This window comes from Kothea flammea, from assembly GCF_052161645.1.
Taxonomy (GTDB): domain Bacteria; phylum Planctomycetota; class Planctomycetia; order Pirellulales; family Pirellulaceae; genus Laterigemmans.
The window spans coordinates 5,379,248-5,393,280 of the sequence record NZ_CP197414.1 but is presented as its reverse complement, the minus strand read 5'-3'; the positions used below and the strand labels follow the sequence as shown (position 1 = coordinate 5,393,280).

Annotated in this window: 9 protein-coding genes; 2 read left to right on the top strand and 7 right to left on the bottom strand. The window is 57.1% G+C overall.

The window, feature by feature from the left end; translation table 11 throughout:
- Window positions 1-9 precede the first annotated feature (9 nt).
- The 7 genes from SH139x_RS20105 to SH139x_RS20075 form a co-directional block, all read right to left on the bottom strand.
- Window positions 10-2,286 carry a BatA domain-containing protein gene (locus SH139x_RS20105; protein ID WP_488351553.1) on the bottom strand — a complete coding sequence of 759 codons (2,277 nt, stop codon included), beginning with the start codon at window positions 2,284-2,286 and terminating at the stop codon, window positions 10-12.
- Window positions 2,250-3,155: a DUF58 domain-containing protein gene (locus tag SH139x_RS20100; RefSeq protein ID WP_488351552.1), complete on the bottom strand. Its 906-nt coding sequence runs from the start codon at window positions 3,153-3,155 to the stop codon at window positions 2,250-2,252. The genes SH139x_RS20105 and SH139x_RS20100 overlap by 37 nt, the downstream gene beginning before the upstream one ends.
- Entirely contained in the window at window positions 3,152-4,168 is a 1,017-nt protein-coding gene (locus SH139x_RS20095; protein ID WP_488351551.1) for an AAA family ATPase, read from the bottom strand. The genes SH139x_RS20100 and SH139x_RS20095 overlap by 4 nt, the downstream gene beginning before the upstream one ends.
- Before the next feature lie 142 nt (window positions 4,169-4,310).
- Entirely contained in the window at window positions 4,311-5,186 is an 876-nt protein-coding gene (locus SH139x_RS20090; RefSeq protein ID WP_488351550.1) for a DUF4159 domain-containing protein, read from the bottom strand.
- Window positions 5,183-8,119 (bottom strand): peptidase MA family metallohydrolase, encoded by a 2,937-nt coding sequence (locus tag SH139x_RS20085; protein ID WP_488351549.1) that lies wholly within the window; start codon window positions 8,117-8,119, stop codon window positions 5,183-5,185. The genes SH139x_RS20090 and SH139x_RS20085 overlap by 4 nt, the downstream gene beginning before the upstream one ends.
- Window positions 8,120-8,338: 219 nt before the next feature.
- Window positions 8,339-9,406: a sialate O-acetylesterase gene (locus SH139x_RS20080; RefSeq protein WP_488351548.1), complete on the bottom strand. Its 1,068-nt coding sequence runs from the start codon at window positions 9,404-9,406 to the stop codon at window positions 8,339-8,341.
- Window positions 9,407-9,678: 272 nt separating this feature from the next.
- Window positions 9,679-11,682, bottom strand: a complete 2,004-nt coding sequence (locus SH139x_RS20075; RefSeq protein ID WP_488351547.1) for a hypothetical protein — start codon at window positions 11,680-11,682, stop codon at window positions 9,679-9,681.
- A gap of 367 nt (window positions 11,683-12,049) precedes the next feature.
- On the opposite strand from SH139x_RS20075, the gene SH139x_RS20070 reads away from it, so the two are divergent.
- Complete coding sequence (locus SH139x_RS20070) at window positions 12,050-12,847, top strand: methyltransferase domain-containing protein (protein WP_488351546.1); 798 nt, start codon at window positions 12,050-12,052, stop codon at window positions 12,845-12,847.
- Window positions 12,848-13,121: 274 nt separating this feature from the next.
- Entirely contained in the window at window positions 13,122-14,030 is a 909-nt protein-coding gene (locus tag SH139x_RS20065) for an NAD(P)/FAD-dependent oxidoreductase (RefSeq protein WP_488351545.1), read from the top strand.
- Window positions 14,031-14,033 lie beyond the last annotated feature (3 nt).

The following is a 14,033-nucleotide window of genomic DNA, read 5'->3' as shown; positions in this document are numbered from 1 at the left end:
GGATGTTCCTTAACCGACTTGAGAGTCTGACAGGGAGACTGGCGCCGAGATTTCAACCGGCGATTCAACCGACGAGCTGAACCGCTGACGGGCTCGCGTCCACATTGAGACAAGAGTTTCAAACAGCAACAACAAGAGGGCCGCCAACAATAAAGCCTGCCACCACTGTTGGCGACTTTCTAATTCCCGATCGCGCAGCTGACGCTGGTTTTCGCTCCGCAACTGGTCGCGTCGCACGTCGCTGAGGTTGATTCCCAACTGCTCCAGCAGCGATGGATCGAGAGGTTCCGTTTGACTTTCCACTGGAGGGATGTTGGCCACGAAAGCACGCTCTAATTCGCCGTCGCGGTAACGATAAACCCCGGGGCGGTCGACGGCGTCAAAGTCAGCCTCCTGGCGATAGTCGATCGTCTCCCCGTTGGGTAACAGCAAACTGGCTGTGGGTGTTGGTGCCAGCACGATGGCAGTGCCCAGCTCATGGCGTTCCCAGGTGAGCTCTTGATTGGGATCCCCAACCAAGCCAGAAATTAAAGGAACGAACTTTGTCGACAGCGCCAGTTGGCTTTCCGTCGGTTGCCATCCCATGCCGAGCAAATACAAAGTACCCGCACCTCGCGTCTGCCGCAGCAAGGCGGGCGTGCCCGAATCAAAGGCAGCCAACACCGACCAAGCGTCAGCATCCGCAAGCTCAATGACTTGGTGCCGCCAAATCTGAATCTGTGAAAAATTGCTGAACCGAGCATCGGCCAAAGGGCGAAAAATGCGGCTCTGGAAATCAATGCCAGTTAACAAGGCGTAATCCTTAACCGCCGCCTCGGACAACTGCACGCCGCCGTTGCCCCCGCTCACAGCGTTTTCGGTGTTAGCAGTGTCACTCGCATCGGCATCGCTGTCCAAATCCGAATGAGCCAAACGGGAGATGCCGGTCGTGGTCTGCTCGTCCGCTGCCGAAACGGAGTCCACGACGACCAACACCGTACCGCCGGCCAATCGATATCGCTGCAGGTTTTCTAACACATTCGCCGCTGGAAAACGATGCACGATGACGCAAGGGTGGGAACGCGGATTGAGTGTCTCGGACCAAGCCGCCAAGGTCGGATCGTCGCTCGCTTTGTTAACAAATTCGACCGTCCGCCGGGGGCTGGAAAGGGAGACGCGTTCTAAGTAGTAGAACAAGTCTGCGCGAGGATCTTCGCTCGGTTGTCCGATGAAGGTGACGGTGCTGGTTAACGCCTCGGGCACCACGACAAAATGTTTGTTGTCAAAGGCCTGGCTGTCTCCCTCCAGTTCCACGGCGACCGCGTCGGGAGGTGGCACGGCCAATTGCAGCACGCGTGTGGTTCCGGGCGGCACGGTATAGCTCATGCGATTTTGACTTTCGCCGGTCGCCAACTCGCCTGCCGCGTTGACCCACGCGAGTCGAAAGCGGCCATTGCCCGCATCGGCCGTGTTACTGACGCTGACTCGATAGCTGGGCTCACGCTTTTCATCACCGGCAACCAGCCCATCTCCCGCCACGGTGACTGAGCCGTTGCCTGGCTGCCGCGGCGTGACGGGAAAGAGTCGCACGCGAACTTCCGCCGGCCACTCAAACCCCTGCAGTCGCTTCAGCGAACTGCCCATTTGCAGATCGCTGATCACGGCCACCGAAAGTTCCGCATCCTGGCCACCACCGGCGGTGATCGCTTCTTCCAGCAAGCCGGCACTCAATACCAACGCCGCCCCCAGATCGCCGCTGGTCCAGGTCGGTTCATAGCCGGCCAATAATTGCTCCAGCGCGGCTGCTGAATTGGCGGCGGAACTACTGTCAGCCTCCACATCGAAGCCGCGGAGAATTTTGGCTTGATCGGCAAACAGCACCAACGCGACGCGATCGCGGGGCCCAACTTCACCGACCGCAGTCGCCAATTGACGACTGGCTTGCTGCCACAAGTCTTCCCGCCGCATGCTGGCGCTGTGATCGACCAGCACGACCAAGTACCTTGCCGCGGCAATCGCGGTGGACTCCGCCTGGGACCGCAAGAAGGGACGCGAGAAGGCGGCTACGATGCACAGCAGCGCCAACCCCCGCAACAGCAGCAGCAACCAATTGTCGATTCGGCTGCGTCGCGAAATTTTCGGCGGACTGGGCTGCAAGAAGAGCAGCGAACTGAACTGAATACTCCGCTTCGGTTGCCGACGAATCAAATGGAATAAGATCGGGAGCGCCAGCAGGCCGCCAGCCAACAGGAAAAAAGGTGCTAAGAAACTCATCTCGCCCCCTTGGCCATGTTGCGATAGATGCACTGACTAATCAAAGCGTGCAGGGCATCCTCCACCGGCGCGTCGGTGGATAGTTTGGCAAAGTGCACACCTAACTGGCCGCAGTCGGCTTGAAGCTGGTCTTCATGGGCTTGAAACTGTTTCTGATAGTGCTCGCTGGCGGTTGCCGGGTCGACATAAATTTGTCGGCCGCTCTCCATGTCATGCACCATGCTCGGTTCGCTGAGTTGCAATTGCCGTTCACCGGGATCAAGCACTCGCAGCACGAGGACTTCGTGTCCCCGACCTGTTAAATGTGAGAGATGCGTTTTCAGGCTTTCCAGGGGAGCCAGCAAATCAGAGATCAAGATCACCAAACCCCGCCGCCGGACCATCGCCGCCAATTTCTCCAGCGGCTTAATCAGGCTGGTCGCTGTGGCCTCGCATGGTTTGTCGAGCAGCGACAGTAGTCGCCGAAAATGTCCCGGACGATGCCGGGCGGGTAGAAAGTCGGTGACCTCCTCCGCAAACGTCAATAAACCAACGCTATCTTTTTGCAAAGTGAAATAATAAGCCAACGTGGCGGCCACCGTGCGAGCGTATTCGGCTTTGTCGTAAGCTAAAGTGCTATAGCCCATGGAGCGACTTTGGTCGACCATCAAATAACAACGACGGCTGGTTTCGTCTTCAAACTGTTTGATGTGATAACGATCCGATCTGGCATACAACTTCCAATCTAAACCACGCGGGTCGTCGCCAACTGAGTAGGGGCGGTATTGACTGAATTCGACTGAGAACCCGTGGAACGGACTGCGGTGCAAACCATTATAAAATCCTTCCACCGCGCGGCGGGCGCGAAGGTCCAGATTGCGAATGCGCATCAGAGCGGCTGGGTCGACGTGAGCAGCCGTCATTGTTGCACAGTCTCCGTCAATCGATCGATCAATTGCTCAATCGTGACCCCTTCCGCTTCGGCTTTATAGCCAAGCAGCACGCGGTGCCTGAGCGTGGGGTGAGCCAGAGCGCGAATGTCCTCAAAGCTAACGCTGTTGGCACCACGCAAGAGGGCTCTTGATTTACCCCCCAACACCAATGTTTGCGCGGCTCGCAGACCGGCTCCCCAAGTCACCCATTGGTTGACAAAATCGGGAGCTCCTTCGCGCCCCGGGCGAGTGGCGGCTACCAAACGGACCGCGTAGTCGGCCACTTCTTTGGCGATCGGCACGCGGCGGACCACTTCGTGAAAGCGAGCCACATCCTCGCCGGTGAACAAAGCGTTGATCGGCTCGGATTTAGAACGCGTCGTTTGCAGGACGACTTCGAGTTCCTCGGCGTGCGGCAAATAATCAATCATCACATTAAACATAAACCGATCGAGCTGGGCTTCGGGCAGGGGATAAGTTCCCTCCATTTCAATCGGGTTTTGCGTCGCCAAGACGAAGAAAGGTTCCGGCAAGGCATGACGTTGCCCGGCTGCGGTGACTTGGTGTTCTTGCATTGCCTCCAACAAAGCGGCTTGTGTTTTGGGGGGCGTGCGGTTGATCTCGTCGGCTAAAATTACATTGGCGAAGACTGGGCCGCGAACAAATTTCATGTTCCGGCGGCCTTCCGAGGTTTCTTCCAAGATCTCGGTGCCGGTGATGTCAGCCGGCATCAGGTCGGGGGTAAATTGAATACGCGAAAACTCCAAATGAAAGACTTGGGCAACGCTGCGAACGAGCAATGTTTTCGCCAGACCAGGTGCGCCGGTGATGAGACAGTGCCCGCCGGCCATCAGCGAAATCAAAAGTTGTTCAATGATCTCATGCTGGCCAACAATCGTCTTCGACAGCTCGCGATAAATCGCTTCGCGTCCCTCCCGAATCTGCTGGACAACTTGAGCTTCCAATTCGTGATCTTCGGTGGCGACATCCAATGGTGCTGACATGAATCCATGCGGTGTTATAAGAGTCAAAACATAATAAGTGACGGGCGGGAATTTAATGTCGCCTGTCGCTCGGCAAAAGTAGGTATTAGAGGCAACTGTAAGTACTTTCGCGAAGCGAAAGGTGACTCATTGTGCCGGTGACTCAGTGCGTCATGGCGTAGGTCACGATATTGATACCCATTGGATAAGCTTTCTTGACGGAGAATTCCTCAAAGTACCATTTATTTTCGCCTTCTCGTTCCCAGCCATCGCCAAGATCCGTGTTATGGCAGATGAAAACCATGATCCGATCCTTGTCGTCATAAATGGCGCGATAAATGGCTCGCGACGTATCGCTGCCCGGGCGATACTCCCAAGTTTGCACCTCACCGTTGTAACCGTAGCGAGCGGCGGCGTGGATGCTGGGGACTTGCGGCCTTTCAGTCAGCGGGTAGACACAATTGAAGATTTCATGAGACAGCGGTACTTCCGTGGCGCTGCGATTGGGAAAGACGCGTTGCATCGCCCGTTCTAACGCCCAATATTCCTCGTCTCCCCAAAAGTCGTCGATCATCAAGAAGCCGCCGTTGAGCAAATAACGACGCAGCGCCACGACCTCGGCCTCGCTGAGCATGATTTGGCCAGGCTCAATCAGATACAAGAAGGGATAGTTGAACAATTTTGGATCGGTTAACTCAACGACGACTGGATCGGGGTTGACCTTGAGCGAAGTCAATTGTTGCAGCCGCAGCGAGAAATTTAGATCGCTGTCGGGAAAGTCGGTGCGCCATTTATCGCGATAACCTCCCGAGTCATATTTGACACGAGCGAAAGTAAAGGTGTCGTCACGAAAATTCGGATCAATTTCCCAAGATGGCACGCCGCGACGCCCCACGTTTCGCCAATCACCACCGCGGCCCCAACCGCCACCCCAATTGTCACGTTGCGCCCAGACGGCGGCCGCGGAAAGCAGAAATGCGCTCGATAAAACGATGCCCAGGCCGAAGCCACGCAATCGCCATAATTTCGTCAGCTTCATACCAAACCTCCGTTGGTCGCAGCCCAGCACTCAGTAAAACGATACTCGTACTCGTACTCGTACTCGTCCTCGTGCTCGAAAGGACTTATTTGATCGAACGCGTTAACACCGCGGCGGAAAGATCGAGCGAGTAAGAGTACGAAAAAGGTGGCGTGGGCCTCTTGTTGGTCGGCCGTCGTGCTGCGGAAGAACACCGTGCCGCTTGCACCCACCGGCTTCTCTTCAATTACCGGTTTTTCTTCACCCGTTGGCTTCTCTTCAGTTACCGGTTGTTCTTCAGCCGCCGGCATCTCCTCTTCACTGGCCGGTGGCTCCGCAGCCGCCGCTTGCTCGTCAGCAGTGGGCGGTTCAAGGCTACCCGTTGGTGGTTGCTTCGCCGGCTGATTCAATTCGATAAGCAGGCTTTGCGCGGAGCGGTAATGGGGGGCTTCTTCGAGCGCCATCAAGACTTGGCGTTTAGCTTTTTGGTGATTCCCACGCGCCAACCAAGCTCGTGCGGTGCGATAATGCAGCAGAGCGGGATCGATGGGGTCCATGTGTCCCAGCACTTCAAGTGCGCGAGCTGCGTCTTGAGGGCGGTCGAGTGCTTCGGCGGCTTCGATAATTCGTTCATGAGGTGTGGCGAGCAGCGGGTTGATCGCCAATGCCTGGTTGGCGTAGTCTCGAACCGCCTGCCAGTCCTTTTGCTCAGCCGATAATTCCAACAAACGAATTAGTTGTGGGAACCCATCGGATTGGTTGGCGATTAATTTTTCCAAGCTGCTTTGTTCGGCTGCGGTTTCCTGTAAGGCTTGCTGGGTCGCCGCCAGTTCGGCGAGGGCTTCGGTGTCCACCACATCGGCGGGGAATAGTTCGAAGATGCGTTCCAGCGGCACTTTGGCCTCCGCGAATTTTCGCGACGCCATCAGCGATGCTGCGAGGCCTCGCAGGCCCCAATAATTATCGGGACGGGGTTCTAACCAGACTCGCCAGTCGTCGGGGTTTTGTGATTCGGGCATGTCGTCTTCACTCCAATCAAAACGACAACCGTAGACGCGTGCCCGGGCGCGGACGAAACGCAGGAACTCTTCGTCGAGCGTGGCCAGCGAGCCGGAATAGCGTTCCAAGGATTCGTTGATCGGCATGCCCACGCCCAAGTCAACGAGAATACGATTCAGTGTTTCGAGGCCGTATTTCTCAATCAAGAATTCAACCGCCAGTGATGATTCAAAGTAAGCCAACTGCAAATGCATCGCCGACTTGGGAGCCAAAAACGCGCCCGATAGCTTGCTGATCGGGACGGCATCTTCACCGAGAATCATTTTGCGAAAATAGGGCGTCATCTGCTGGCCCCAAGTGGGATTTCGCAACCGCTCTTCGTAAACCGAGATCCCCTCGCTCAACCAACGCGGCATGCGGTTGTTGGTTTTGCCGAGCGTAACCACGTGACAAAATTCGTGCCACAGGACGGCTTGCCAATTCGCCGGATCGGCTCCTTGCGAGGCGGGGCTATTGGCCGTAATCACTCTGCCGAAACAGACGCCAAGAAAGCCATCTCCTCCAGGCAGGCCAAACGTGCGGATCGCGAAGTCTTGTTGGCGGGGAAAGATCTCCACCACGACGGGTCCAGACGGTTCAATGTCATATTTTTCACAAAGCACGCGTTCGGCTTCGCTCAATAGCTCAAGCACTTCGGGTCCGTAGATTTCAGCTTCCCTCGCTTCCATGCGAACCAGCAGGTTGCCTTGCTTGAGCACGCTGAAGTTGCGCAGGGAATCGCGGAGGGTCATCAAGTTATAGGCGACCACGTTGTAGCCATCTTCGCGGTTTGCCCATTCAGCCAGCTCCCAACCGGCATCATCATTGCCCAAACGCAGCAGGTCTTGAGCCAATTGAAAGCGGGATGCGGTAAAATTGGGATTGAACGCGAGCGCCCGCCGCTGAGCGGCAGCCCCTTCGGCAAAACGGTATTTCTGGGACAGTTTCTTACCGATCAGATAGTCAACCTCAGGGTTTCGCGACCAAGTCGATAAGGCCTGCTCGCGGGCTTTCTGTTCCCCTTCGCTGTCTCCGCGGAGGTGGGCTAGCACGCTGCGATAGGCCCACAGCAGCGGGTTTCGCGGGTTAATTCCCTCGACCCGGGCTAAGGTTTCTTCAGCCAAAGAGTACTGCTCACGATCGATCCAAAAGTTGACCCGCTGCAGCAAGCTGGGAACGTGGTTGGGATTAATCTCCAAGGCGCGACGGAGTTCGAGTTCGGCTTTCTCTTGATCGCTGGATTGCCAAGCCCGCGCGGCAAGGAAAGCGATTTGCGGATCATCGGGAGCCAATTCAGCAGCTCGCCCAAGCGCATCGGCCGCCACGGCGTCGTCGTATTTGCTGAGTGCCAACTCGGCCGTGGCAACGTAGGTCTCAACGAATCCGGGCTCGCGTTCACGGACGCGATCGAAGAAAAGTTCTAGTATTTTTCTCGCATCCTCCCCGCGAGACATGAAATACCGCCCCGCGGTGATCAAATTTTCGCTGCCGGAATATCGCGAGGGCGAACTCCGCAGCAGCTCGAAAATTTGCGCCGAAACGCTGTCGGCTGCATCGAGTTGATCGGTAAAGCGGTAAGCCTGCACGGCCAGCATTCGCAGTTGCAGGCTACTGGTGTAACGATCCATGGCGGTCTCGAACGTCTCGACCGCAGCCTCGTATTGGCCAGTGGTGAGCTGGGCTTCCATCAACAGCCGGGGCCATTGTTCGCTCCAAGTTCCCGCCTCAATTGCTGCTTCGGCCAATGTGATGGCAGTCGCATAATCGCCCACTCGGATCGCTTCCCGCGCCTCGGAAATCGTCGCTGCGGCGGCTGTTTGGGGAGCCCCAAAGGCCATTCCCCAAACACACCCAACGCATCCGATCATCAGCAAAGCGAGCCGAGCCATCCGTCCCATCCGGTCTGTGTAAGCCATCGAATCAGCAATCTCTCCGAGATTGAACCCCACAACTCATGATAACGATCGGCAAACCGGCCATGGTCAAAAACTCGGCTTTTGAAAAGCAAAAAGCTGCTGGGAGTGTGCTAGATAACGCAGGGAGTCCTCGCTTGCGACCGACAGGGCCACCCTACAAGTCGCCAAGGGGCCTAATGTCGCCTTTCCCGCCCCTTCCACCGTAGCTAGTTTCTGCAGCTAGTTTTGGAGCAATTCCAACATGGCTTCACCCATGCCGTGGCCGATGCGGTTAAACCAGATGGCGCTACCTAGATAGTGGTAGGGGTGATCGCCGCCCGTCTGTTGCCAAACTTCAACATTCTCTTTCCAGCTGGGATAGAGTTGTTCGGCTGCTTTGTCAACGAGCGAATCGGTGCGAATGGATTGCACGCTGCCAGCGAATTCGGGGCGGGAGGCGATGCCCAACTGGGCAGACTGGATGATCTGCATCGGCCCGGCGACTGGTTTGGAGCCATGTTGTCCCATGGCGGCGATGACGACTGGCAATTGGGGGCGTTGCCAAGTCGTCCGCACGTCGTCAATCAGGTGCGCCAAGTTTTGTTCGTAGGTTTTTTCATAGCCGTTATATTGATCGTTCCAGCCTTGAAACCAGACGAATCCGCTGAGCTCGAAGCGGGTGTCGGCCAGCTCGGGAAAGAGCGTTTGATAATGCTCGGCAACCTCGCTGACTTCAGCCATCATCTCGCGATAGCTGCTGCCGTATTGAGCTTTGACATCATCCAGAGTTGGCAGCGGGTCATTGCTTTGCCGCTGTTCGTTGTTCCGCTGAGTTTGACTGATTGCTTTTTTTAGTTCCTCATTGAGCGCCTCATCGTTGGGGAGTCCAGCGGATGGTGGGCGGAAATCTTTGTATAGCGAGCGTCCACCCCAAGCGGTTTTAATAAGCAGCACGGGCTCGTCAAAGTGGTTGCCGATGACGTGACCAAACTCCAGTTCGGGGCCGGTGCGATTGGGCGAGCCGTAGCCCAGCGTTAAGGGACCGTGGCGATTTCCAAACTTGATAAATACGTCGGAGCGCTCGATCCAACGGTCACCGTCGCGGAGATGCGCGAAGGCCGGAGCTGTTTCTTTAGAGGTGGCTTGGTGGTCGTATAAGGCGTTAGGCGCTTTGCCTTCCATATTAGATTGCCCGGCGAGCACGAAGACTTTAACAACCTCCGTGGATTGCGCCGGGAGCGGCTGCCAAGTCAAAAAAACAAACAACAGCGGGATCGAGCACTGCACTGGATGTTTGGCAGGGAGCATGGGGAGGACCGTGGCGGGAGGAGTGGGGTGCGAAATGATTGCACATTCTAACCCAATTTCCCAGCATGGTGGTGCGATAACCTGCAGATCAACTCGCTTGCTCCACGGCGCTTATTTAGCAATCTTTTTGCGCGCCATGCAAAAAGCTCGGCTGAAACCTTGGGGCATGAATATCCCCACGTTCCAACCGAGCTTCACTTATCAGGACGACAAGTTACAACAAGCGTCGACCTGGAATCCAATAATATCAACAGTCCGTTATCAGAACCTGCTTACCAGTTATAACGCACGCCAACGTATCCGCCGTGCAGCAGGATGCTGTCGTCAACCCAGTTAAGGTGTCCTTGAGCCAAGTGAGCCGGGTCTTCGGCAATGGAGCCGACGCTGGTTGCCACCCCGGTGATGCCCAGCAGGCGGTAGCCGCCGGTCAAAGTCCAGCAATTGGTCAAGCGAAAGCCAACACCCAGATCTAATTCGCCCAGCGTGCTCATCACCGTCTCGCTACGTCTAACGTCGACGCGTTGGTTTTGCATGGAGGGATAGTAGGCGTTGACTTGGGCCGCTGCACCGGCGGTGCCGATGCGGGATTGGTAATCAACGTTGTTGCCATAGATACCAAACTTACCACCCGCGTAAACGTTAAAGCGAGGAGTCAGGCAATAATTGACGAGGCTGCCGAATTGATAGCCGAGCAGGTCGTTTTCGACATCGACGTTGTAATAGTAATCATCGATCCCCGTACCATAAACGGCGTCTGTCATCGAAGCGGCAAATTCAAACTCGTCGTTGAAGCGGAACCAGCGGATACCGTGGGAGACTTGCAGTTGAACTCGGCTGTTGCAAGCGGGCAGCAAGGGGCCGCCCAAACCGCCGCAGCCAGCACCACAACCGCCGCCACAACCGCCACCGCACGCTCCGTGGGGGCCACAGGCATTGCCGCAGGCGGTACCGCAACTGACGCGGCCAGCTCCGCCGATACCGAAGCTGACAAAGTTCAACTCCAGACCTTGAAACTCCACGTCACGGCGGACGCGATAATGGGCGGCCGAGTCAAACACACCGTATAGATGGTCATCGGCCGGACCTGCCACGCCCACATCATCAGCCACACCGTCGCCATCGCGGTCGATGTACATGCGGTCCCAGTTTCGCATCGCGGCCCGATAGCCGTTGGCGACTGGCGTCGCAATGGACGCTGTTTCGCTGCCTGGATTCAGGAAAAAATAACTGCCAGTGATGGCATATTTCCCGTTCCCAAAATATCGCCCGATAAAGGTTTCAAACCCCGTCGAAGCGCCTGGGTCAACCTGATTGGTTTGCAAATTCGTATCGGCGGGCATCGCATCGGGGAAGACCAACCGGCGATTGTAATCTTGCTCGAAATCAAGGAACAACAAGCTGGAGCCGGCGAACCAATTGCGGACGGGAGCCACGGTGGAGAAGACCGGGGCTGGGCCACACGATTCCACGGAAGCCGAACCCACCCAGGGAGCGCCGGCAGCTTGCTCGTAGATGTTGCCAGCATTGCCAGCATTGCCAGCATTGCAAGCTTGGCAATCGCCGGCAGGCTGCCCGTTCATGGCATGATTGTGCAGGGCATGATTGTGCCCATGGGACTGCTGCATGGGCGCGTGCATTTGCATCGGCGCTGGTTGATGCATGGGCGCTTGCATTTGCATGGGCGCCTGCTGATGCATCATCTGCGGCATCGGTTGTTGCAGTTGCCCGGCACCGGTGGCCATTTGACCACCATTGGAAACCGTCTGAAAAGGAAACTGAACCTGTTGGCCGGATGCGTTTTGCGAGGGCTGTTGCTGAAAACCGTTGCCGGCCTGCGCACCAAACTGTGGCTGCGAAGCGATCGGTTGGCCGACTTGCGCAGTCCCGGGATAGTTATTGGTAAAGTTGTTTGGTTGGCCCGCCGGTGAGTACCCAGGGTTGGCTGGGCTCGCATTAGTGTGGTTCGTTGGTGGCAGCGAACGCAGGCTGGGATGCACAGGGACGCTGTGATAAGCCGACGCGGGTGGGTTACCAGCCGGTGGTTGCCAAGCTTGCTGAGTTCGATTCGCAGCGGGTTGTTGATTGGGAATCTGATAATTACCGGCTTGGCTCTGGTAATTTGAGCCCTGGTAATTCACTGCCTGCTGTCCCTGGTTGGGGAAGCCGGGCGACGGGCCGGCGGGTCCAGTCGGGTACCCGCCGTACTGCGCATGAGCGACGCCGCTCAGGCAGATGCCAAGCGACAGCGCGACGCTTCGCAAAATGTTGGTTCTCACCGTTCAACTCCTTTGAAAAAATGTCGTCGTGATCCTTCAACTGCACTGCCACGGATCATCGTGACAACGTGCAGGTGACGACTCGGGAACCTCTGGGGGCGGGTTTCCTGTCCCAATAACTAACCACTCGTTGGTCGTGACATGCTGGTTGCCAAGTGGCGCATTCCCATGTCGTTAGCAACCATCGACAGACGCTGAATCCCCCCCGCAGGTCGAAAGTCTCGTGTGCGGAGTTTTCTGAAAACCGCAAAGCTATAGCTGTTTCGAGTGTTGAATGCGGCTCAGCTGGCACAATCGGCAGTGAGCGTTTTCACCGATTAATCCTCCCCGGCTGTACAATCGGTGTGCTGGAAAGGCACAATGGGAAATGAGTAACGCAACTTGCTCGAGCTTCGGTATTAGTGGTTTTCGTGGTGGTTCTCTCAGTGGTTTTCCTTTTCAGGTTTTGTGTGGCATGCGAGAGCGAGTTGTCGAGCCTGAGTTAATGGACGACCCGAACTTGGACCCCGCGGAGCATCGGCTCGCGTTGCGTGGATTATCGCGGTTGAATCGATTCACCGGGGTGGCTGACGCGGTTTACCGCCGCTTGCGGCGGCTCTCGGCTGTCAGTCCGCGGCCGTTGCGGGTGTTGGACGTGGCGACCGGGTCGGGCGATTTGCCGATTCGCTGGCTCAAACTCGCGCGGCGGGATGGTTTTCCCCTGCAGGTTACTGGAGTCGACATGAGTCCGTTGGCTGTCAGCCAAGCGGGCGAGCAGGCTGAGCGAAATCAGGTCGAGGCAGACTGGCTGGTGGCGAATGTCTTGGAGGATGATTTGCCCAATGATTTTGATGTCGTCTGTTGTTCGCTGTTTCTGCACCACTTTGAAGATGATGACGTTGTCCAGCTGTTGCGGGTGATGCGTGATGCCACCGATCGGGGCGGGGAATTGCGGAGATTGTTGGTTTGCGACTTGGCGCGTTCACGGTTGAACCTGACATTGGTAAGTTTCGCCGCCCAGTTAGTCACGCGATCACCGGTGGTGCATTGCGATGCGGCGTTGAGTGTGCGAGCGGCGATGACGCGGCGTGAATTTGAAGGACTTGCCGAGACCGCTTTGGGCTTTGCACCACGCGTCGAGCCGCTGTTGCCTTGCCGGTTCTTAGCCGAGATTCCTCTTGCTTGATGCCCATGGCTGTCTCATCTGACGTTGCTGTCTCGCCTGACGTTGAGTTGGCCGACACGATCATCATTGGTGGTGGCCCGGCGGGCGCGATCTGTGGGCTGGCTCTTCGTCAGCTGGGGGGCGAGCGTGTGCGGCGAATCGTGATCGTCGAACGGGAAACTTTCCCTCGTTTTAAAGTTTGCGGGTGCTGCTTAAACGGTGCGGCGGCCAGCGTGTTGGCGGCTGTCGATGCTAAACATTTGCTGGCCGAATTGGGCGCCCAACCGCTGGACCAGTGGCGTTTAGCTTCTCGCGGCCGGCTGGTGACCGCCAGTTTGCCAACGGGCTGGTCGCGCTCTCGCGGGGACGGATGGACCAGGCCTTGCTGGCGTTGGCTCAGCACCGCGGGGTGGAGATTCTCCAACCCGCCACCGCACGCATTGTGGCTGCAACGGACCAGGGGGTGGAAGTCGAGACAGTGCCGGCTGGTTTTGGTGCTGGGGCGAGTGGGGCGACACGTTGGCGGTGCCGGGCAGTGGTTTTTGCCAGCGGCTTGGCGGGTGGCGATCAGCAGCAATGGTTGCCTTGGAAATCGGCGCCGTCCGGGCCGATTGGCGTGGGAGCGAACTTTGCTTACGGCGGCGAAGCTTACCAGCCGGGAGTGATCTACATGGGTTGTGCCGATGGTGGCTATGCCGGGGTGGTGCGTCTGGAAAATGGCGGCCTAGATGTTGCTGCGGCGATTTACGAGCCGGCTGGCCGGCAAAAAAATATTCCCCTCGGCGAACGGATTGAAAATATTATTGAGCTATCCGGCCTACCACCGGTGGCAGCTCCCGCTGGTACGCACTGGAAGGGGACTCCCCGGCTGCAGCGGCAGCGAATTCCAGGCCGTCAGCGGATTTTGGCAATTGGTGACGCCGCCGGATATGTGGAGCCTTTTACGGGAGAAGGCATGGCCTGGGCGATGGAGACAGGTAGACTGGCTGCTGAGGCGATCGTTGACAGTCTGCCAACGGGGGGTAATGCTGGCGATCGTTACGCCGCCGCTTACCAGCGGCGATTAACACGGAGAAAACTTACCTGCCGGCTGCTCTCGGCCGCACTGCGAAGACCGCGAGCCAGAGCCACTTTATTCACCACGCTTGCTCATTGCCCTTGGCTGGCGCGACCTGTTATCGGCCTGCTCAATCGACGTTTTTAGTTA